This window comes from Enterobacter cloacae complex sp. P18RS, assembly GCF_014982105.1.
In the GTDB taxonomy this organism is placed as follows: Bacteria; Pseudomonadota; Gammaproteobacteria; order Enterobacterales; family Enterobacteriaceae; genus Enterobacter; species Enterobacter hormaechei_C.
In genome coordinates, this window is record NZ_JADCKV010000006.1 from 310,920 (window position 1) to 332,188 (window position 21,269).

The 21,269-nt window shown below is 52.9% G+C and carries 25 protein-coding genes; 13 read left to right on the forward strand and 12 right to left on the reverse strand.

Translation table 11 applies throughout. The features are described 5' to 3' along the window. Positions 1–160: 160 nt before the first annotated feature. The 4 genes from ghrA to INF61_RS03810 all read left to right on the forward strand — a co-directional run bounded on the left by ghrA (position 161) and on the right by INF61_RS03810 (position 3,074). The gene (gene ghrA / locus INF61_RS03795; RefSeq protein ID WP_040117483.1) at positions 161–1,099 is read left to right on the forward strand and encodes a glyoxylate/hydroxypyruvate reductase GhrA; all 939 of its coding nucleotides are present in this window, start codon (positions 161–163) and stop codon (positions 1,097–1,099) included. 84 nt (positions 1,100–1,183) lie between these two features. After that, the gene (locus tag INF61_RS03800; RefSeq protein WP_003858061.1) at positions 1,184–1,921 is read left to right on the forward strand and encodes a phosphatase; all 738 of its coding nucleotides are present in this window, start codon (positions 1,184–1,186) and stop codon (positions 1,919–1,921) included. 19 nt (positions 1,922–1,940) lie between these two features. Then, complete coding sequence (locus INF61_RS03805) at positions 1,941–2,495, forward strand: molecular chaperone (protein ID WP_023296296.1); 555 nt, start codon at positions 1,941–1,943, stop codon at positions 2,493–2,495. Positions 2,496–2,591: 96 nt separating this feature from the next. Then, positions 2,592–3,074 carry a DUF1097 domain-containing protein gene (locus INF61_RS03810; protein WP_072203222.1) on the forward strand — a complete coding sequence of 161 codons (483 nt, stop codon included), beginning with the start codon at positions 2,592–2,594 and terminating at the stop codon, positions 3,072–3,074. 43 nt (positions 3,075–3,117) lie between these two features. On the opposite strand, the gene csgG is transcribed toward INF61_RS03810, so the two are convergent. Genes csgG through csgD form a run of 4 tightly spaced genes read right to left on the reverse strand, consistent with a single transcriptional unit; the run spans position 3,118 to position 5,465 of the window. Beyond that, positions 3,118–3,951, reverse strand: a complete 834-nt coding sequence (gene csgG / locus INF61_RS03815) for a curli production assembly/transport protein CsgG (protein WP_003858055.1) — start codon at positions 3,949–3,951, stop codon at positions 3,118–3,120. Positions 3,952–3,977: 26 nt separating this feature from the next. Next, a complete protein-coding gene (csgF, locus tag INF61_RS03820) occupies positions 3,978–4,394 on the reverse strand; it encodes a curli production assembly/transport protein CsgF (protein WP_003858054.1) in 417 nt (138 codons plus the stop codon). A gap of 26 nt (positions 4,395–4,420) precedes the next feature. Beyond that, the gene (gene csgE, locus INF61_RS03825) at positions 4,421–4,810 is read right to left on the reverse strand and encodes a curli production assembly/transport protein CsgE (RefSeq protein WP_017384755.1); all 390 of its coding nucleotides are present in this window, start codon (positions 4,808–4,810) and stop codon (positions 4,421–4,423) included. 4 nt (positions 4,811–4,814) lie between these two features. After that, on the reverse strand, positions 4,815–5,465 hold the full coding sequence (csgD, locus tag INF61_RS03830; protein WP_017384754.1) for a biofilm master transcriptional regulator CsgD: 651 nt from the start codon (positions 5,463–5,465) through the stop codon (positions 4,815–4,817). A 743-nt stretch (positions 5,466–6,208) separates the two neighbouring features. Between csgD and csgB the strand changes: the two genes are divergently transcribed. The 5 genes from csgB (at position 6,209) to ymdB (ending at position 8,639) form a co-directional block, all read left to right on the forward strand. Continuing rightward, positions 6,209–6,664, forward strand: coding sequence for a curli minor subunit CsgB (csgB, locus tag INF61_RS03835; protein ID WP_017384753.1), 456 nt, complete (start codon positions 6,209–6,211; stop codon positions 6,662–6,664). Positions 6,665–6,703: 39 nt separating this feature from the next. Continuing rightward, on the forward strand, positions 6,704–7,159 hold the full coding sequence (gene csgA, locus INF61_RS03840) for a curli major subunit CsgA (RefSeq protein ID WP_003858043.1): 456 nt from the start codon (positions 6,704–6,706) through the stop codon (positions 7,157–7,159). Between the two features lie 56 nt (positions 7,160–7,215). Next, a complete protein-coding gene (gene csgC / locus INF61_RS03845; protein WP_017384752.1) occupies positions 7,216–7,548 on the forward strand; it encodes a curli assembly chaperone CsgC in 333 nt (110 codons plus the stop codon). Positions 7,549–7,701: 153 nt separating this feature from the next. Then, complete coding sequence (locus tag INF61_RS03850; protein ID WP_017384751.1) at positions 7,702–8,022, forward strand: type 1 fimbrial protein; 321 nt, start codon at positions 7,702–7,704, stop codon at positions 8,020–8,022. Positions 8,023–8,102: 80 nt separating this feature from the next. Next, positions 8,103–8,639, forward strand: a complete 537-nt coding sequence (gene ymdB, locus INF61_RS03855) for an O-acetyl-ADP-ribose deacetylase (RefSeq protein ID WP_015570849.1) — start codon at positions 8,103–8,105, stop codon at positions 8,637–8,639. Between the two features lie 41 nt (positions 8,640–8,680). Here the strand turns inward: ymdB and mdoC are convergent, their stop codons facing one another. Continuing rightward, entirely contained in the window at positions 8,681–9,820 is a 1,140-nt protein-coding gene (mdoC, locus tag INF61_RS03860) for a glucans biosynthesis protein MdoC (RefSeq protein WP_017384749.1), read from the reverse strand. A gap of 255 nt (positions 9,821–10,075) precedes the next feature. On the opposite strand from mdoC, the gene mdoG reads away from it, so the two are divergent. The 3 genes from mdoG to INF61_RS03875 all read left to right on the forward strand — a co-directional run bounded on the left by mdoG (position 10,076) and on the right by INF61_RS03875 (position 14,462). After that, complete coding sequence (gene mdoG / locus INF61_RS03865) at positions 10,076–11,629, forward strand: glucans biosynthesis protein MdoG (protein ID WP_015570847.1); 1,554 nt, start codon at positions 10,076–10,078, stop codon at positions 11,627–11,629. Then, positions 11,622–14,150, forward strand: a complete 2,529-nt coding sequence (gene mdoH, locus INF61_RS03870; RefSeq protein ID WP_015570846.1) for a glucans biosynthesis glucosyltransferase MdoH — start codon at positions 11,622–11,624, stop codon at positions 14,148–14,150. Before mdoG ends, mdoH begins: the two co-directional genes overlap by 8 nt. A gap of 84 nt (positions 14,151–14,234) precedes the next feature. Continuing rightward, positions 14,235–14,462, forward strand: a complete 228-nt coding sequence (locus INF61_RS03875; protein ID WP_003858030.1) for a YceK/YidQ family lipoprotein — start codon at positions 14,235–14,237, stop codon at positions 14,460–14,462. 7 nt (positions 14,463–14,469) lie between these two features. On the opposite strand, the gene INF61_RS03880 is transcribed toward INF61_RS03875, so the two are convergent. From INF61_RS03880 to INF61_RS03890, 3 genes are all read right to left on the reverse strand, one after another. Next, positions 14,470–14,844: a MysB family protein gene (locus INF61_RS03880; protein WP_003858026.1), complete on the reverse strand. Its 375-nt coding sequence runs from the start codon at positions 14,842–14,844 to the stop codon at positions 14,470–14,472. A 79-nt stretch (positions 14,845–14,923) separates the two neighbouring features. Beyond that, positions 14,924–16,159, reverse strand: a complete 1,236-nt coding sequence (gene mdtG, locus INF61_RS03885; protein ID WP_017384746.1) for a multidrug efflux MFS transporter MdtG — start codon at positions 16,157–16,159, stop codon at positions 14,924–14,926. Between the two features lie 141 nt (positions 16,160–16,300). Beyond that, positions 16,301–17,227 (reverse strand): Kdo(2)-lipid IV(A) acyltransferase, encoded by a 927-nt coding sequence (locus tag INF61_RS03890; RefSeq protein ID WP_003858019.1) that lies wholly within the window; start codon positions 17,225–17,227, stop codon positions 16,301–16,303. Between the two features lie 218 nt (positions 17,228–17,445). On the opposite strand from INF61_RS03890, the gene INF61_RS03895 reads away from it, so the two are divergent. Further along, positions 17,446–18,495 carry a rhodanese-related sulfurtransferase gene (locus INF61_RS03895; protein ID WP_015570841.1) on the forward strand — a complete coding sequence of 350 codons (1,050 nt, stop codon included), beginning with the start codon at positions 17,446–17,448 and terminating at the stop codon, positions 18,493–18,495. Positions 18,496–18,533: 38 nt separating this feature from the next. On the opposite strand, the gene INF61_RS03900 is transcribed toward INF61_RS03895, so the two are convergent. The 4 genes from INF61_RS03900 to solA form a co-directional block, all read right to left on the reverse strand. Further along, positions 18,534–19,112 (reverse strand): YceI family protein, encoded by a 579-nt coding sequence (locus INF61_RS03900; protein WP_017384744.1) that lies wholly within the window; start codon positions 19,110–19,112, stop codon positions 18,534–18,536. 1 nt (position 19,113) lies between these two features. Further along, complete coding sequence (locus INF61_RS03905; protein ID WP_017384743.1) at positions 19,114–19,680, reverse strand: cytochrome b; 567 nt, start codon at positions 19,678–19,680, stop codon at positions 19,114–19,116. Between the two features lie 226 nt (positions 19,681–19,906). Next, on the reverse strand, positions 19,907–20,020 hold the full coding sequence (locus tag INF61_RS03910; protein ID WP_003858014.1) for a YceO family protein: 114 nt from the start codon (positions 20,018–20,020) through the stop codon (positions 19,907–19,909). Positions 20,021–20,070: 50 nt separating this feature from the next. Then, the gene (gene solA, locus INF61_RS03915) at positions 20,071–21,189 is read right to left on the reverse strand and encodes an N-methyl-L-tryptophan oxidase (protein ID WP_017693647.1); all 1,119 of its coding nucleotides are present in this window, start codon (positions 21,187–21,189) and stop codon (positions 20,071–20,073) included. Positions 21,190–21,269: the final 80 nt, after the last annotated feature.

The window sequence follows — 21,269 nt, forward strand, 5'->3', positions numbered from 1 at the left end:
TTTTCAGTAATTTAGCGTGTTTAGACAAACTTCAGGCAACCTGATTCCGAAATGTGCGAAATGCGCCTCTTTTATCAGCAACGCGGTTTAGCGATAAATTTGTTATGCTGGCAAGCCAGTTGAAAATGAAAATAAAACAGCGCAATAAAAGGCAATGACTATGGATATTATCTTCTATCACCCCACTTTTGATACGGCTTACTGGATTAACGCGCTCACGGCGGCACTGCCTGGCGCACGCGTTCGCGAATGGAAACAGGGCGATAATGAACATGCCGACTACGCGCTGGTCTGGCATCCCCCGGTCGAAATGCTTCAGGGACGCCGTTTGAAGGCGGTGTTTGCTCTTGGTGCGGGTGTGGATTCCATTCTCAGTAAGCTGAAGGCACACCCTGAAATGCTGCCGGAGGATATTCCCCTGTTTCGTCTGGAAGATACCGGTATGGGGCAGCAGATGCAGGAATATGCCGTGAGCCAGGTGCTGCACTGGTTCCGACGTTTCGACGATTATCAGGCGTTTAAACAGCAATCCCACTGGGAACCGCTTCCGGATTATCAGTATGAAGATTTCACCATCGGCATCCTCGGCGCGGGTGTACTGGGTTCGAAAGTCGCCGAAGCGCTCGCGCCGTGGGGCTTCCCACTGCGCTGCTGGAGCCGGAGCCGTAAGGATTATCCAGGCGTCGAGAGCTTTGCCGGAACGGACGAACTCCCGGCGTTCCTGAAAGGGACTCGCGTCCTTATTAACCTGCTGCCGAATACGGCGGAAACGGTCGGCATTATCAATGGCACGCTCCTCAACCAGTTGGCAGAAGACAGCTACTTAATGAACCTGGCGCGCGGGGTACACGTTGTGGAAGACGATCTGCTGAAAGCGCTGGATAGCGGTAAACTGAAAGGCGCAATGCTGGATGTGTATAGCCGCGAACCGCTGCCAAAAGACAGCCCGCTCTGGGCACATCCGCGCGTGGCGATGACGCCTCATATTGCGGCCGTGACGCGACCGGCGGAGGCCGTGGCGTACATCTCGCATACCATCAGCGAAATAGAGAAGGGCAACACGGTGACCGGACAGGTCGACAGACAGCGAGGCTACTGAGAGAAACCCGGCGTTCGCCGGGTTTTTGCTAATATTCGCCGCTGATAACTGCTATCCTTTGGAAAAACCGCAGAGGAGAGAAAGATGTATCCCGTTGACCTGCATATGCACACCGTCGCCAGTACCCACGCTTACAGTAACCTCCATGATTATATCGCTCAGGCGAAGCTGAAAGGCATTAAACTGTTTGCGATAACCGATCACGGTCCGGATATGGCGGATGCGCCGCACTACTGGCATTTTGTGAATATGCGTATCTGGCCACGCCTGGTGGACGGTATCGGGATACTGCGCGGCATCGAAGCGAACATCAAAAATACTGACGGTGAGATTGACTGCACCGGCCCGATGCTGACCTCGTTAGATCTGATCCTCGCCGGCTTCCACGAGCCGGTCTTTGCGCCCCAGGATAAAGAGACCAACACCGCAGCGATGATTGCCACTATTGCCAGCGGCAACGTGCACATTATCAGCCACCCGGGAAATCCGAAATACCCGATTGATATTCAGGCCGTGGCGCAGGCGGCAGCGAAGCACCGCGTGGCGCTGGAGATTAACAACTCCTCCTTTGTTCACTCGCGTAAGGGCAGTGAAGCCAACTGCCGCGAAGTGGCGGCGGCCGTGCGTGACGCGGGCGGCATGGTGGCGCTGGGCTCTGATTCACACACGGCCTTCACGCTGGGTGATTTCAGCGAGTGCCTGAAAATATTGCGGGACGTGAATTTCCCGGAAGAACAGATCCTGAACGTCACGCCGCGTCGTATGCTCGACTTCCTTGAGTCGCGCGGCATGGCACCGATTGATGAATTTGCCGATCTTTAATTAATAACGGAATAAAAACATGAATGAGTTTTCCATCCTTTGCCGCGTGCTGGGCACCTTATATTACCGCCAGCCGCAGGATCCGCTGCTGGTTCCGCTGTTTACCCTGATTCGTGAAGGTAAACTGGCGCAGAGCTGGCCGCTGGAACAGGATGAGTTGCTGGAACGCTTGCAAAAAAGCTGCGATATGCAGCAGATTTCAACGGATTACAACGCGCTGTTTGTGGGGGAAGAGTGTCGCGTGTCGCCGTATCGTTCTGCCTGGCAGGAAGGTGCGACCGAAGCGGAAGTTCGGACGTTTCTTTCAGAACGGGGCATGCCGCTGACGGATATGCCTGCCGATCATATCGGTACCCTGCTGCTGGCGGCCTCCTGGATTGAAGATAATGCAGGTGATGATGAGAACGAGGCGATTGAAACCCTGTTCGAAACGTATTTGCTTCCGTGGGTTGGCACCTTCCTGGGTAAAGTTGAAGCCCATGCCACCTCGCCGTTCTGGAGAGCGCTGGCTCCGCTGACGCGTGACGCCATCGCTGCCATGTGGGACGAGCTGGAAGAAGAGAACGAAGAGTGATTTGAATCACAAAAATCCTGCAACGATACATTTCAACTTGCACGTAATGTGCTTCTGATCTCATTTCTATGGTGCGCATCTGCTAAGATGCGCACCATGAACATACTACTTTGTATTGCAATCACGACTGGCATCCTCTCCGGCCTCTGGGGTTGGGTGGCTGTTTCTCTCGGCTTGTTGAGCTGGGCTGGTTTTCTTGGCTGCACGGCCTATTTCGCCTGCCCGCAGGGTGGTCTCAAAGGGCTCTTCATCTCCGGCTGTACTCTGATGAGCGGTGTGATTTGGGCGCTGGTCATTATGAAAGGCAGCGCGCTGGCGCCGCAGGTGGAAATCCTGGGGTACGCCATCACCGGCATTGTGGCCTTCCTGATGTGCGTTCAGGCAAAACATCTGCTGTTGTCCTTTGTGCCCGGCACGTTCATGGGTGCCTGCGCGACCTTTGCGGGGCAGGGGGACTGGAAGCTGGTGGTCCCTTCGCTCATGCTGGGGTTACTGTTTGGCTACGCCATGAAGAACAGCGGCCTCTGGCTTGCGGCCCGACGCGAGAAGAGCCAGAGCGTTCCTGCGGTAAGTAAATAAAAAAAGGCGAGACGGAAATCTCGCCTTTTTTATGCGCCGCCGATTATGACTCTGGCGGCACCGACATCTCTCGGTATTTCACCAGCACCGCATTACTCACGTCACTTTTATTCTGAAGATCCCACAAGCCGCGATCGATACCGTCATTAATCAGGAAAATCACGCCGGTTTCGATGGCCGACATCAGACACAGCATGACCGGCTCGTTAGAGGTATAGCCAATTTCACCCTCCAGCAGACGCTGGTAATCGATAAAGCGGAACACCCCGGCCTGCACTTCATAAGAGAGAATCGTTTTGCTGGTGGTCACGGAGGATAATATCTCACCCGTGCTCACGTTAACCACGCGCAGGTTGACGGCAATCTGATCCAGCTGATACTGCGTGTCGGCCCCGATGCCAAAGTAACGCGCACCCGCGCCGCCCGATTTCACGTTACTTTCGTAGCCGATAATCGAGCCTTCCACCATGATATTGGCTGCGGTGAGAGACTGTAGCGGCATGCGGTTATTGACGCCAACGGTACCATTCTCCTGCGCGGCACGAATGATTTTTCGTTCGTTAAGCAGGTTTTGCAGCCCCTGACGTTCCAGCGGGATAAACCAGCGAGAATCTTTCAGGGCGGTGACCAGCATCGCGGTGGCGCTCTGCGGTACGGCCGTCGAGAAGTTACTGGCCGGATACGGTTTGAACTGGCCCGTCTCATCCTGAATGTTATAGACCGAGACGAATATCTTCCCGGTAGGGACCGGCAGATGCGTCAGATCCCGGTAGCTCTGGGCACGGGGCATCAGGGTGGGTTTAGCGGCTTCTTTTGGCGGGGCAGTTAAACAACCGCTTAATAAGCACACTGCAACTAAAATAAAAAAGCGCTGCATAATAATTGTCCTTATTTCGGGGTTGTTTAGAAATCAGTTGAACTGGTCTGCAAACCGGAAACCTGGATTGTCGACGTTTTACCGGTTTTTCGGTCTGTCACATTTAACTGAAGCTGCCCATCTTTATTGGCAATATCGACGATAAAGTCGTTAGTGACCATCCGGCCGGGTTTTCCGGTATTAATGTTGGTTAATAAGCCACCTAATATTTGCGACTGGATGGCCTGAGTGAAATTATCCAGGGCCGACGGGGTCTCGATACCGAAATCATCGTCATAGCTGGGGTCTTTATAGGAGTTTTGAGCCTGAGCCTGGTTAAGCATAAAGGCTCCGTTATTCGGGTTGCCGCCAAAATTAGGGTTGCGGAACTGGAATGTCATATTTCCGGCCCAGCTCAACGGCGCAATGAGCATTAACGAAATCACTGTGTGTGCGAGACGCATTACAGCCTCCGAAATAGGTGTCGTTGCTAGAACTCATCTTTTGCTAAATCGCCTGTGCTCAAAAGGGCTTTGTCTAACTGTAGGCGGTTAATAGCTTCTTCTGTTTGTGCCAGCGCGAAAGCGACGTTCTGATCGAAGTCTCTTTTCGTTGGGAATAAAAAAGTCTGGTAAATAACGTCCTGATTAGCGGTTATTGTGATCCAGCTTCCCCACCGCGCACTGGGCCGTTCGTTGATGGTTAAGTTACCCGGATAATCGCTTTCCCACTTATCGCTGAAGGCACGATAAAAATTGTGTCCGACAGAGGTGACGGTGTGGTCGGTCAACAGTCCGGGAACTTCCACCTCAACAGCCTGAAGGTTTCCGGCAGCAAGCATAATGCCTGCGGCGGCAATCCAACTTAGGGTGCGTTTCATGCTATTAACGCCTGAGGTTATCGTTTGCCCACGACACCGCCTGCGTGCGATTTTTAACAGCTATCTTTTTGAAAAGATTATAAAGATGCGTCTTAACCGTATTTTCGCTGATAAATAACGAACGGGCGATTTCAATATTTGAAGCACCAATACGCAGTTTGTTCAGGATCTCTTTCTCACGGTGCGTCAGAAGTGCAGATTCTGAACTGTTATAGCGATAATTTCCGGAGTGGGTAATGAGGTAGCTGGCCAGTTTTTGCGAGAAATAACACTCCCCCCGCAAAATGCCCTGCAAACCCTCCACGACACGGTTTTCTTCTTCAGTGACGTAAAACACGCCGTTAATATGCGGCCAACTCTCAATATCGCGGAAAGGATACTCATCAGGCGTATTTAATAACAATACGCGGATATTATTGTTTTTCCTGCTTAAATTATCCTGCCAGTAATGGACCAGTTTTTTATCCGCTTCCATCATATCGAGAAGAATGATGCTGCCAGGAGCGATATCATCAAAAGAACGTTGAATATTATGCAGTTTCCCGTTAAGCGAGAGACATTGTTTTAAATGCTGCAATAACGCTGTCGCTTGTAGGGAAGGTTTTGTGATCAACAATAATGTATGACCGGGTAAGCTATGGACTTCATTAAACATGATGAAACCCCACGTTATTTATGACACCCGGCAGCTGCCCTCGTATTATTGAAAAAGGCACCAGAAGTACTGACAGGTGTGGCACTGCTGTGTGTAGTTAAAAAACCTTCCTCCAAAGGAGGCGGTAAAATTAAAAACAAATAACGTACTGCTGTTTTCAATCTAGCTATTGCAAACTTTAAAGCAAGTGTTAATCATGTAACATAATGTAAAATTCGATATTAAGTTGTGTATTTTGCAGGGTGAATAGATTTTAAGATAAGGGGAAAGTTGTACAGGTGTATAAACGTGCATAGATTTTGAAAGTCATACAATATATTATAAAGAATTGAATTATTGAGCTTTTAATTATTGTAAGCCAGCCGGTAAAAAGTATGAACTCAGCTAAAAAGTTAAGACTTCTCTAAGCTGGAAATTTTTCTTAAGAAAACTTGCTTCGTGTCACGCACCGGGCAAAAGACATTGCCATGTTTGTCTGTAGAAGCCGCTACAGGTTGGACAGCCTGTCTCGCTGTTGTCCAGGCGCTCAGACAAGAATTTATTTCTGCATTAGTGGTGTGTCGCGTCGTTTCAGGCGAGATTTACGACTTTGAGGTGAATGAGCATATAAAAATAAGGCACACGGGTGAGATATTAAATATGTTTCGGCAGACATACTCTTTTCCGTAACGCGGCGTTAACAAAACGAATCGCGTTAACGGGTAAAGACATACCTATTTTATAGCCAGGTCCAGGGTGACAGCATGAAAAACAAAATGTTGTTTATGATGTTTACATTACTGGGTGCGCCTGGGTTTGTAATCGCAGGTGATTCAGATTTAGCCAGTTCTGAATATAATTTTGCGATAAATGAATTAAGTAAAGCTTCATACAATCAGGCAGCCATTATTGGTCAACAGGGCTCAGGTAATAATGCTGATGTACGCCAGGGCGGTTCTAAATTGCTGTCCATTATTTCCCAAGAGGGCGGGAATAACCGCGCGCATGTTGATCAGTCAGGGACGTATAACCTTGCTTATATCGATCAGACCGGTAACGGCAACGATGCGAGTATTAAGCAGGGCGCTTTTGGCAACACCGCCATGATTATCCAGAAAGGCTCGGGTAACAGGGCGAATATAACGCAGTATGGTACGCAGAAAACAGCAGTTGTAGTACAGAGACAGTCGCAAATGGCTATTCGCGTTATTCAACGCTAGCGATGTGTGACGCCTTAATCAATCCGATGGGGGTTTACCATGAAACTTTTCAAAGTGGCAGTTATTGCAGCAATCGTAGTTTCTGGCAGTGCTTTCGCAGGTGCGGTACCACAATTTGGCGGCGGCCACGGTGGTGGCTGGGGTGGCGGCAATAACGGCCCTGACTCAACCCTGAGCATTTACCAGTACGGCGGCGGTAACTCCGCGCTTGCTTTGCAGACGGACGCCCGAGATTCTGAATTGACCATTACCCAGCACGGTGGCGGTAACGGCGCAGATGTTGGTCAGGGCTCTGATGACAGTTCTATCGATCTGCTGCAAAAAGGCTTTGGTAACAGCGCCACCATCGACCAGTGGAATAGCAAAGACTCTGTGATCAACGTGAAACAGTTCGGCGGCGGCAACGGCGCGGCGGTAGACCAGACAGCGTCCGGCTCAACGGTGACTGTGCACCAAGTTGGCTTTGGCAACAACGCGACCGCACATCAGTACTGATTCAATTCTGTACCAAAAAACAGGGCATGTGCCCTGTTTTTTTTCGGGAGGATCTCATGAGCACCTTCATTCTCCTTGCTGCGCTTGCCAGCCAGATAACGTTCAGCACCTCACAGCAGGCAAATATGACAACCATTATTCCTCAGGTCACGCTGGCAGACGCCTGCGAATGTCAGGTTGAGGTGTTATCTGTCCGACAGGGGCAAGCGGGACAAAGTACATCGCGGCAGAAAAATACTCTTTTTATACCCGCTAATCAGCCGATTGATTTAACGCGAATCAGTTTAAATATTCGTTCAGGGGATGCGGTAAAAATAATCGTCACCGTTTCCGATGGAAAATCGCTTCATTTATCACAGCAGTGGAACGCACCGGTAAGTACGCTTTAATAATTCATGAAATCAATGATTTAATAAAGTGGCGGCGCTGCACAGGTAAGCTATGCTGATATCAAGAACCCAGTCATCGGGTTGCTTAAATTGATACGTCATAACGGAGCGTTTTTACCCCTCAAGGACGAATTTCATTGAGGAGTACAAATAATGTTCAAATCCGCAGCGTGTATTATTTCTGGTCTGGGACTGATCCTGTCCTCTTTTTTATCTCCGGCTTATTCAGCAACTATAGAAAATGGTGGGGTGATTCATTTTCGTGGCGCGGTGGTCGCTGACCCGTGCGAAGTCACGCCCCGGCATCAGCAGTTTGCGATCTCCTGTCCGGAAAATAACCGTATGAAAACGCATACCATCAGTTATGACGAGGCGCTCCGGGGCCATCATCCTCATTCAGCTCTGGCCGCTGTCAGCATGAAATACCTGAATGAACAGAAAACGCTTGCGGTCGTTCAGGTCGATTACCGATAACCGACGTTTTTTTCACGGCAGTTTTTCTCCTTCTCCCTCTGCGATACACTGATGAAAAAGGCGGGTTGCAGAGGGTGTTTATGAGACCGCAAATCGACGTTATTCATGGCGATATCACGACGGTACACGTTGACGTGATCGTCAACGCAGCCAATTCCTCCCTGATGGGTGGGGGCGGGGTGGACGGTGCCATTCACCGGGCCGCAGGCCCTCAACTCCTTGAAGCATGCAAAACCGTGCGTCAGCAGCAGGGAGAGTGCCCGCCGGGGCATGCTGTTATTACGCTTGCAGGCGATCTCCCGGCCAAAGCGGTGATCCATACCGTTGGACCCGTCTGGCACGGTGGCGACCGCCATGAGGCTGAGATTCTGGAGCAGGCGTATCGGAACTGCCTGCGGCTTGCGGCGGATAACGGGTATAAGACCATGGCGTTCCCCGCCATTAGCACCGGCGTGTACGGTTATCCAAAGGAAGCGGCAGCTACAATCGCCGTGAATACCGTTTATCACTACCTTTCCCTCAAACCCATGCCGGAAAAAGTCATTTTTGTCTGTTTCGATGAGCACACCGCCGACCTGTATCAGCGGATTTTGACCGCGCGCAGCCAGGCATTTTGATGTCTGAAGTGCAAAAACGGCGCCCTGGAGGCGCCGTTTTGTTATCCCGCTTTAACCTGAGGTTTGCCTGAGAACAGGAAACGCAAAAGCGGGATCCGCAGATGGATTTCATACAACACGATGGCAATGCCAACCACAAAGACCAGGCCGGTGAAGAAGCCCAGCGCATTCGAGGCGATATGCGGCGTTATGTACGCCCCGAAAAACAGCGTCAGCGGATGGTGAACCAGGTAGATAAACAGCGAAGCATTAACGAAATAGGTGACGCGACTGGATTTAAAATTCAGCAGACGATGGCCAAGGGCGAACACCACGTTAACCATCCACAGGCCCATCAGCATCGTTATCACGCTCTCTGTCTCATACATCCACGCGTCCCCGCTGCCATAGCGCTGATTGAGAAGATAGGCGGCAAAGGCCAGCGCAGCACCCACCGCACACCAGGGGGAGGGGGTGGTAAACAGCGCTTTAAGCCGGGGATGAATAAATGCCAGCGCCCCAATCAGGAAGAAGGGAATGTAGAACAGGGTCTGCATCACCACGAAATTAAACAGCCCATCGCTCAGAATGGGAGGGTAGACAATGAGCAGGGTACGCCTGACGGCGGCATACGCGACCCCCAGCGCAAGAAACAGCAGAGACAGCTTGCCCAGGGTGATGTTGGCGAAGAAGGTCGAGGATGCGGTGCTCGCGCGCTGGCGCAGCTGGCTGAAGATCAACAAACTCACCGTGGTTAGCACCACCAGTACCAGCAGGAACCAGAGGTGGGAAATCAGCTCCCAGACCAGGGTATTGTATTTCTCATAGAAGGAGAGATTCGGCCAGTTTTCCGCCTTGCCTTTAACATGCTGCAACATGATGAACTGCGGCAGCGTCAGCAGCGGAATGGCCGTCAACATCGGTATGCCCACGCGCTCCACGCGCACTTTCCACCATCGTTTGAGGGGATAGCGCAAGAAGAGCATGTAAGAGAAATAACCGGAAATGACAAAAAACACCTGCATGCGGAAGGCATGGATAAAATCATTAAACAGCGTCAGCCACCAGGAGGGCATCTGGCTGTTCACGTGCCAGGTGTGGCTGGAATAGATCAGTGAAATATGAAAAGGGATCCCCAATAGCATGAGCCATGCGCGGATCGAGTCGAGGAAATATTCACGTTGTACAGGGGTTGTGCTCATATAACTTTGCGCATTCTCAGACTTTTCGCCTTATCCTTAAGGCTCATAATGGTTACATTCGGAGCCAACCCTACACCAAGACCGACACCCTGTCTCCAGGATAAGCACGCAAAGTGAAAAGCGGGTTCTTTCATTTGCTTAATCCATGAGCCAGCGAGCTGAACAAAGCAGTGATAATGTTGTCGGATTGCCTGAGTTTCCATTAAAATGGATCGGATCGATATAAGCACACAAAGGGGGAAGTGCTTACTTATTATGAAACATAAACCACAAATGATGAAAATGCGTTGGTTGGGTGTAGCAGTGCTGTTGTCACTGTATACCTCATCTGCACTGGCCTTTAACATCGATGATGTCGCAAAACAGGCTAAATCGATGGCGGGCAAGAGCTACGAAGCGCCAAAAAGTAACCTGCCCTCCGTTTTCCGCGACATGAAATACGCGGACTATCAGCAGATCCAGTTCAATCACGATAAAGCGTACTGGAACAATATTAAAACCCCGTTCAAGCTTGAATTTTACCACCAGGGTATGTACTTCGACACGCCGGTTGCCATCAACGAAGTGACGGCGACCGCGGTACGCAAAATCAAGTACAGCCCGGATTATTTCAATTTTGGCGATGTGCAACACGATAAAGACACGGTAAAAGACCTCGGCTTCGCAGGCTTCAAGGTGCTTTATCCGATTAACAGCAAAGATAAAAACGACGAAATCGTCAGCATGCTTGGCGCCAGCTACTTCCGCGTGATTGGCGCGGGGCAGGTGTACGGGCTTTCTGCGCGCGGTCTGGCAATTGATACCGCGCTGCCATCAGGTGAAGAATTTCCACGTTTTCGCGAGTTCTGGATCGAACGTCCAAAACCAACCGACAAACGTCTGACAATTTATGCGCTGCTGGACTCCCCTCGTGCGACAGGCGCTTATCGCTTCGTGATCATGCCAGGGCGTGACACGGTGGTTGACGTACAGTCTAAAGTTTACCTGCGCGATAAAGTGGGCAAACTGGGCGTCGCGCCGCTGACCAGCATGTTCCTGTTCGGGCCGAACCAGCCGTCTCCGGCGACCAACTTCCGTCCTGAACTGCATGATTCCAATGGCCTCTCCATTCATGCCGGTAACGGCGAGTGGATCTGGCGTCCGCTGAACAACCCGAAACACCTCGCCGTCAGCAGCTTTGCGATGGAAAACCCGCAGGGCTTTGGTCTGCTGCAACGTGGCCGTCAGTTCTCCCGCTTTGAAGATCTGGATGACCGCTACGATCTGCGTCCAAGCGCCTGGGTGACGCCGAAAGGCGACTGGGGTAAAGGCAAAGTTGAGCTGGTTGAAATTCCAACCAACGACGAAACCAACGATAACATCGTGGCGTACTGGACACCGGATCAGCTGCCGGAAGCCGGTAAAGAGATGAACTTCAAGTATGCGATCACCTTCAGCCGTGACGAAGACAAGCTGCACGCGCCGGATAACGCGTACGTGATGCAGACGCGTCGTTCGACGGGTGACGTGAAGCAGTCCAACCTGATTCGTCAGCCGGATGGCACGCTGGCATTTATCGTGGACTTCACCGGGCAGGATATGAAAAAACTGGCGCCGGATACTGCCGTGACAGCACAGGCCAGCATTGGCGATAACGGTGAAATCGTTGAGAACGCCGTGCGCTACAATCCGGTCACCAAAGGGTGGCGTTTGACCCTGCGCGTGAAGGTGAAAGATCCGAAACAGACCACTGAAATGCGCGCCGCGCTGGTCAGTAACGATAAGCCGCTGAGTGAAACCTGGAGCTATCAGCTACCTGCCAATGAATAATACATCTGAATATATTGATGCCATGCCGCTGACGGACATTGAAAAAGCGGCACTCCCTGCGAGCGACATCCGCGCGGTTCACACCGCGCTGGATGGTGAACATCGTCACTTTTCCCGTGATGATGATACGCCGCTGGGGTCAGTGAAGGCACGTCTGGAGCAGGCATGGCCGGACTCGCTGGCAGAAGGGCAGTTAATCAAGGATGACGAAGGGCGTGACCAGCTACAGGCGATGCCGAAGGCCACGCGTTCCTCCATGTTCCCCGATCCGTGGCGCACCAACCCGGTGGGCCGCTTCTGGGATCGCCTGCGTGGGCGAGACGTGACGCCGCGCTATCTGTCACGTCTGACCAAAGAACAGCAGGCGTCCGAGCAGAAATGGCGTACCGTGGGAACGATTCGTCGTTACATTCTGCTGCTGCTGACGCTGGCGCAGACGGTTGTCGCCACCTGGTACATGAAAACCATTCTGCCGTACCAGGGCTGGGCGTTAATTAACCCTGCTGACATGATTGGCCAGGATATCTGGGTCTCCTTCATGCAGCTGCTGCCGTATATTTTACAGAGCGGCATTCTTCTGCTGTTCGCTGTGCTGTTCTGTTGGGTCTCCGCCGGGTTCTGGACGGCGCTGATGGGCTTCCTGCAACTGCTGATGGGGCGTGACAAATACAGCATTTCCGCGTCGACGGTCGGGGATGAACCCCTCAATCCTGAGCACCGTACCGCGCTGATCATGCCTATCTGTAACGAAGACGTTGACCGCGTATTCGCCGGGCTGCGTGCCACCTGGGAGTCCGTGAAGGCGACCGGTAACGCGGCGCATTTCGACGTCTATATCCTGAGCGACAGCTACAATCCGGATATCTGCGTGGCGGAGCAAAAAGCCTGGATGGAACTGATTGCCGAGGTGCAGGGCGAAGGGCAGATCTTCTACCGTCGTCGTCGTCGTCGTGTTAAGCGTAAGAGCGGAAACATTGATGACTTCTGTCGTCGCTGGGGTAACCAGTACAGCTACATGGTGGTACTGGATGCAGACTCCGTGATGAGCGGCGACTGCCTGAGCGGGCTGGTCCGTCTGATGGAAGCCAACCCGAACGCGGGAATTATTCAGTCCTCGCCAAAAGCGTCCGGTATGGACACGCTGTATGCGCGCTGCCAGCAGTTTGCGACCCGCGTCTACGGGCCGCTGTTTACTGCCGGTCTGCACTTCTGGCAGCTGGGTGAATCTCACTACTGGGGCCACAACGCCATTATCCGCGTGAAGCCATTCATCGAGCACTGCGCCCTGGCGCCGCTGCCGGGTGAAGGGTCGTTTGCCGGGTCCATTCTGTCGCATGACTTTGTGGAAGCCGCGCTGATGCGTCGTGCAGGGTGGGGAGTCTGGATTGCCTACGATCTGCCTGGCTCGTATGAAGAGCTGCCGCCGAACCTGCTGGATGAGCTCAAACGCGACCGCCGCTGGTGTCACGGTAACCTGATGAACTTCCGCCTGTTCCTGGTGAAAGGGATGCACCCTGTTCACCGTGCGGTGTTCCTGACGGGCGTTATGTCCTATCTGTCTGCGCCGCTGTGGTTTATGTTCCTGGCGCTCTCAACCGCGTTGCAGGTTGTGCATGCCCTGACGGAGCCGCAGTATTTCCTGCAACCGCGCCAGCTGTTCCCGGTGTGGCCGCAGTGGCGTCCGGAGCTTGCGATCGCGCTGTTCGCGTCGACCATGGTGCTGCTGTTCCTGCCTAAGCTGCTCAGTATCATTCTGATCTGGTGCAAAGGTTCGAAGGAGTACGGTGGTTTCTGCCGCGTGACCCTTTCACTGCTGCTGGAAGTGCTGTTCTCGGTCCTGCTGGCCCCGGTGCGTATGCTGTTCCATACGGTGTTTGTGGTGAGCGCGTTCCTGGGATGGGAAGTGGTGTGGAATTCACCGCAGCGTGACGATGACTCTACGCCGTGGAGTGAAGCCTTTATGCGCCACGGCTCTCAGCTGCTGCTGGGCCTGGTGTGGGCCGTTGGTATGGCCTGGCTGGATCTGCGTTTCCTGTTCTGGCTGGCGCCAATCGTCTTCTCGCTGATCCTGTCGCCGTTTGTGTCGGTGATCTCCAGCCGTTCCACGGTGGGCCTGCGTACCAAACGCTGGAAGCTGTTCCTGATCCCGGAAGAGTATTCTCCGCCGCAGGTGCTGGTGGATACCGATACCTATCTGGAGCAGAACCGCAAACGCACGCTGGATGATGGCTTTATGCATGCCGTGTTTAACCCGTCATTCAACGCGCTGGCAACCGCGATGGCGACGGCGCGTCACCGCGCCAGCCAGGTGCTGGAGATCGCCCGCGATCGCCACGTTGAGCAGGCGCTGAACGAGACGCCAGAAAAGCTTAACCGCGACCGTCGTCTGGTGTTGTTGAGCGATCCGGTGACGATGGCACGGCTTCACTACCGCGTGTGGTCCGCGCCGGAGAGATACTCTTCGTGGGTGAACTACTACAAGGACGTGAAGCTCAATCCGCTGGCCCTGAAGGCGAAGTAAGTTGTTAAGTAGGGCGGGTAAGCGAAGCGCCACCCGCCAAATAAAATACCGGCTTAATCGCCGGTATTTTTTTAGAGGTCAGAAATGAAAGTAATCATTGTCGTCATGATGGCATGCCTGCTCAGCGGTTGCGGCAGCATCATCAGCCGCACCATCCCCGGGCAGGGCCACGGGAATCAGTACTACCCCGGCGTACAGTGGGATGTCCGTGATTCCGCATGGCGCTATCTCACCGTGCTCGATCTGCCGTTTTCGCTGATTTTCGACACGCTACTGCTGCCCATCGATGCCAGCCACGGCCCCTACGAGTAGCGGTGACTTATCGCTCGTCCCATTCGTCCGCTGCGGCCTGACCCTCTTCGGTATCCAGCGGCGGTTCGAGCTGAAACTCACCTTCGTCCCATTCGTGCAGCGTATTTTCTTCCAGCCACTCCTGACGTAACTCAATTTCGTCATAGTCGCCGTCGAATACCGCCTGTGCACCTTCACCACTGAGTATCGGCAGACATTCACCGTCTTCACCTTCATCAGCAAAGAATTCGGCCTGCCACATAATATCGCCGTCCTGTAGGACGTATTTTTGGATATTGAGTTGTTGCACGTCAGCATCTTCTTCCTCAATGCCGGGATTATCGGCGAGGAACTCTTCGCGAGCGGCATCAATTGCTTCTTCCAGCGTGGCGTACATGGTCATTGGTGTCTCCCTGTTTTTCGTGAAGGTATTCAGGGAAAGAATAGCTGATTATGTGATTTTGCAAGTATGAATGCGAAAATTAGCCGTCACGATGTTGTCTTATTCGCGCCGGGCGTAGCGCCCGGGATAAGCTGAGCCACGAATAAACGGCGTTGAACAGCACGACGCCTGCCGTCACGATAAAGACCGCCCGGAAACCGAAGCTGGCCGAAATCCCCGCGCCGACCAGCGGTCCGGTGACGTTACCCAGATCGCGAAACGACTGGTTATAGCTGAAAATACGACCGGCTATCTGGTTGGTGGAGTTATAGACCAGCAGCGTCTGTACAGCCGGGAGTAGCGCACCATCCGCAGCCCCCAGCAGGAAGCGCAGGACGCCGAGCTGCCACGGAGACTGCACCAACGCCATGGGGATCAGCAGCAGGACGGAGACGATCAGGGCGCAGATCAGGATCTTTTCCGGGCCGATACGGTCTCCCAGCTTGCCGAGCCTCGGCGCGCTCAGTAGCGCCGCCACGCCGGGAACAGAGGCGATTAGGCCGCTGATAAAGGCGATATTGCTGACGTTTCCCGCCAGGTCGCGTACGTAGAGCGTCAGTATAGGCGCGATTGAACCGGTGGCCACCTGGATAATCATGGTGGTTACAAACAGGCTCAGCACCAGCTTTGGGTTTTTCAGCGAGGCCAGCACATCCCGGGCGTGCAGCATCTCTTTTTTGGCCACGGGCGTGAAATTCTCGCGGATACAGATAAGCGTCACCAGGAAGCAGAGGAACAGCACGCTGGCGGTAATGAAGAATACCGGCCGCAGTCCGTAGTGGTCGGCCAGCAGCCCGCCCGCCAGTGGGCCCAGCAGTGCGCCGCTTACGCCGCCAGTGGATAGCGTGCCCAACGCCCAGCCGCTTTTCTGGCGCGGGATTTGGGTGGCGATCAGGGCGTTGGCGTTAGGGATAAATCCCCCGAGCAGGCCCAGAAGCGCGCGTAGTATCAGGAACTGCCAGACATTCTGCGCCACCCCCATCAGCAGCATAATGATCGCCATGCCGAGCGCGGAGCGCAGCAGCATAATTTTGCGGCCTTTGCGATCCGCCAGCCCACCCCAGAAAGGCGACGCAATGGCGGAGAACAGGAACGTAATGCTGAACACCAGGCCGGACCACATATTCAGGGCGCTATGTCCGGTGACGCCGAGCTGTTCAACGTAGAGGGGCAGGAAGGGCATCACCAGGCTAAAGGCGGCGCCAGTAAGAAAACAACCCAGCCACGCAACCGTCAGGTTACGTTTCCAGTTTATGGGAGCATCTGTGGGGGACATAACTATCCGCATAATGAGGTGCAGGGCACCGTGAACAGTGAGGTAATAAGCCTGCTAATTATGCGCCCGGGGTATGATTGCCGCAATGACGGGGAGCTTTTAAAGCTAAAACAACATGCGGCCCGGAAGGCCGCACGCAGGTTAATACCGGGAAGGGACGCCCTGAGGCCGAGTTTTAAAGCGGCGATGCAACCACATGTACTGCTCCGGCGCGAGCATAATGCATTTCTCGACAACGCCGTTCATCCAGCGGGCGGTGGTTTCTGCATCAATCAGCGGTGGCGCGAGTTCCGGCTCCAGCATGATGAGCTGATAGCCTGAACCGTCTGGTTTACGGCGCGGTACAAACGGCACGATAGCCGCTTTGGACATCCGCGCCAGCATCCAGGTCCCGGTGGTCGTCGCTGCATCTTCCACCGCAAAGAACGGGACAAACACGCTGGATTGCGGGCCATAGTCATGATCCGGGGCATACCAGACCACTTCACCTGATTTCAGGGCGCGGATCATCCCTTTCAGGTCTTTGCGATCGATCATGCTTTTATTGGAGCGCATGCGTCCGTTGGTCTGGATCAAATCGATCACCGGATTATCGTTAGGACGATAAACGCCAATACCCGGGGCCTGCATGCCGAACATGCGCGCGCCAATTTCGAGCGTCAGGAAATGAACGCCAATCAGCAGGACGCCAGTCTGGTTGGCCTGAAGAGTATGCACCGGCTCCATGCCGGTCCCGGCCACTTCCGTCCAGCGCGCCATGCGTTTATCCGACCAGAACCAGGCCATACCGGTCTCCATCAGCCCCATGCCGACAGATTCGAAGTTTTTAACCACCATGTCGTGGCGCTCAGATTCACTCATCTGAGGAAAACAAAGCTCAAGGTTACGATACGCGATCCTGGCGCGACGCTTCATAAACTGCTGAGCAATGCGGCCCAGTCCTTTACCCATGCGGAAAATGACGGGATAAGGCAGCTGTACAATTAGCCACAACAAGCCAATGCCTGACCATGTTAACCAATAGCGGGGATGCAAAAGCGCGGCAGTAAATTTCGGTAACTGGGTCATGTCTGTCCTGTGTTCTAACGTCCTGAAAGGATATTGTCTCATTTTTTAAGGCATAGCCAAAATGTCTGTCATCGAAACATGAAAGAATATGCAAATGTTAAGTCTGATTAATCAGGTTGACTGAAATGTAGCGTAAATTGTGTGGATGTAAATTGTCTTTGTTTGCTATATCATGCCGACCGATTTTTATTTCTCAACGATTGCAGGACTTGTACACCATGCCAGTGTTACACAACCGCGTTTCGAATGAGATGTTGAAAGCGCGTATGTTGGCCGAAACCGAACCGCGCACAACGATCTCTTTCTATAAGTATTTCACCATCGATGATCCCCAGGCGACCCGCGATGCGCTTTACCAGGCTTTCACCGCCCTGAACGTGTTTGGTCGCGTCTATCTGGCGCGTGAGGGGATTAACGCGCAGATCAGCGTGCCGGAAAGCAAGGTCAGCGCCTTCCGCGACCTCCTTTACGGGTTTGATCCGGCGCTTAACGGCTTACGCCTGAACATTGCGCTGGATGATGACGGTAAATCATTCTGGGTGCTGCGCATGAAGGTGCGCGAGCGTATTGTGGCGGATGGCATTGACGATCCGAGCTTCAATGCCGCTAATGTGGGGGAGTACCTGAAGGCCGCTGAAGTGAACGCGATGCTCGACGATCCGGATGCGGTGTTCATTGATATGCGTAACCACTACGAATATGAAGTGGGTCACTTCGAGAATGCGATGGAAATTCCTGCCGACACCTTCCGCGAGCAACTGCCAAAAGCCGTTGAGATGATGCAGGAGCATAAAGACAAAAAGATCGTTATGTACTGCACCGGGGGGATCCGCTGTGAAAAAGCCAGCGCCTGGATGAAGCACAACGGGTTTAATAAAGTCTGGCACATTGAGGGTGGGATCATTGAGTATGCCCGTCGCGCCCGTGAGCAGGGTTTACCGGTGCGTTTTATCGGTAAGAACTTTGTGTTTGACGAGCGTATGGGCGAGCGAATTTCAGAGGACGTGATCGCGCACTGCCACCAGTGCGGTACGCCGTGCGATACGCATACCAACTGCAAAAACGACGGATGTCATCTGCTGTTTATTCAGTGCCCTGCATGTGCCGAGAAGTTTAATGGCTGCTGTAGCGAGCTGTGCAGTGAAGAGAGTATCTTGCCTGAAGAAGAGCAACGTCGTCGCCGTGCCGGACGCGAGAACGGGAATAAGATCTTTAATAAATCCCGGGGCCGACTGAATACCAAACTGGGTATTCCGGACCCGGAGTAAAACACTGCCCGGCGGCGCGAAAGCCTGCCGGGCCTGTTTTATGACTTCTGCTGAACGCCTTCCACCGAAATAATCAACTCAACATCCTGCGATGCCGGGCCTAAATCCGTGGTGATATTAAAATCTTTCAGATGAATTTTGCCTGCGGCTTCAAAGCCAGCACGTTTGCCACCCCACGGATCGTCGCCCTGTCCAATTAATTTGGCATCCAGTGTGACCGGTTTTGTTACGCCGTTCAGCGTCAGATTACCGGTAATAGCGAGCTTATCACCGTCTTTCTTCACCTCTGTCGACGCGAAAGTAGCTTGCGGGAATTTGCCCACGTTCAGAAATTCAGCGCTGCGCAGATGTTTATCACGCTCGGCGTGATTAGTGTCGACGCTGTTGGTATTAATGGTGACGTTCACTTTATCGGCAGCAGGGTTTTTCTCGTCGAAAGTAAATGTGCCATCGAAATCATTGAATGTGCCATATAACCAGCTGTAACCCAGATGCTGAATACGGAAATTGACAAAGGCATGCTGGCCCTCCTTATCAATTTTATAGTCAGCGGCAATGGCCGAACCGGTGGTAAATAGCAGCGAACCTAATGCGATACCCAACAGGCGTTTTTTCATTTTATGCTCCAGAGTCAACTGACGAACGGCCAAGCATGCGCTTCAGCGTATCGTCTTTATCAATAAAGTGATGTTTCAGGGCCGCAAGGCCATGCAGGACAGACAGGATCACCACGCTCCATGCCAGCCACAGATGAACCACACCTGCGGTGTCAGCCTGTGAACCGGCGTCAGCCAGCGTGGCTGGGACGTCAAAAAGCCCAAACACGCTGATCGGTTTACCGTCTGCGGTCGAAATGAGATAGCCGCTGATCAGAATGGCGAACAGCAGGGCATAGAGTGCGATATGTGCGCCAACAGCGCTTATGCGGGTAAGGCGGCCATGGCTTTTGGGCGCTGGAGGGGGCGGAGAGATATGTCGCCAGATCACGCGAAAAACCAGACCCATCATCAGCAGAACCCCAATGCTTTTGTGCAATTCGGGGGCCTGATGATACCAACCGTCATAATAGCTTAATGTCACCATCCACAGGCCGAGACCAAACATGGCATAGACGGCAAGTGCAAATAGCCAGTGTAAACACATGGATATTATTCCGTAGCGACGGGAGGAGTTACGCCATTGCATATGAATTTCCGTTCTCAAATGACTGAGCAATAAAAATGGACGGGTTAAATAAATAATGCAACTGAAAAAAATGAATAATGTTTTTTATTTAATTTATTTCAGCGAATTTGAATGTGTTTCCGCAATGTATTTCAATCGCTTCGTTCAATAAATTTGAGGTGACGTTTTTTAAAAAATATAAGTTAAATAAATTTAAAGGAGTGTCAATAAACGTCAGCGAGAATTTTCAGAAGAATACAATATAGATAACGTCAATGATCGCCAGCAGCGACCAAAGAACAATGTAGAGCATGAAATGCTCGCGGATGTTATTGATAAGGTAATTCACCAGTCTGCGCATCATGCCCCTCTCGCTAAACAGGCCCCGGTTATTCGGAGCCTGTAGAGGTATTATCGGTTAAAGCGCGAGAGCGCGAAGGGCTTGAGATCAAACGAAGGCGCGATCCCCTGCGCAAACTGGGCGGCGATTTCACCTAACACAGAGGCAAATTTAAACCCGTGACCGCTGAGCCCGGTTACGAGCAGGGTGTTATCGTGTCCCGGCAGGGTGTCGATGATAAAATCTTCATCCGGGGTGTTGTCGTAGGTGCACGCTGCGCCGTAAAGCAACCCGCCTACGCCCGGCAGGATATTACGCAGGAATGTGAAGGCTTCGGAACCATCCTGCGGATAAGCACCGTAAGGCTTGCGTTCTTCCGCAGAGGAAATTACCTGCCCGCCGTTATGTTTGCCAATCTTGAGCGCGTCTTTTTCCGAGGGAAAACCGTAGAACTGGTCGCCATTGGGTAACTCGCCTGTAAACGCCGGGAATTTGTTCTGGCTGCTGTAACGCCCGTCAGACTGGAACCAGGAGAAGACTTTTCGCACCGGCTGGATGGGCAGGTCCGGCAGCAGTTTCGTCACCCACGTTCCCGCACTCACCAGCAGACGCGTGGCGGTATATTCACCTTCAGAGGTGGTGACGGTTGAACCCTCTGCATGGTGGGTGATGCCCGTGACCGGACAGTTGAACAACTGCGCGCAGCCCGCTTTGGCGGCGAGATCAATCCAGGTCTTAATGGCCGTTTCGCTGTGCAGCACGCCAGAGTTGGCTTCAAACAACCCAATGTAGTCGTCAGGGACAGAAATTTCCGGCCAGCGCGCCATGATGCCGTTTGCATCCAGACGCTCGACGTCCAGGCGGTAGGCTTTCGCGCTCTCCTCGACGGTCGCCAGAAACGTGGAGCTGGCTGGCCCCAGGTTAACGACCCCGGTGCGCTCAAAAATGCGATCTTCGGTGAGGGCGGTCAGCTCATCCCACAGCGTCTGAGCCCGAAGCACCAGCGGTACATAACGTTCACCTTCACCGTAAGCGTGACGGATCAGACGGGTATCGCCGTGATGGCTTCCTTCAGAGTGGGGGGGAAGGTGGGCGTCAATCATCAGCACTTTCAGACCCGCCTGCGTGGCGTAATAACCGGCGGCAGATCCTACGGAGCCGCTTCCGATAATGATTAAATCGTATTTCATAGGCTTCTCTTTACTAACGCTTTGTTAGCAGAGTAATTAACTAAGTGGGCTTATACAAGAGCGAAATAAATAAGGCACCG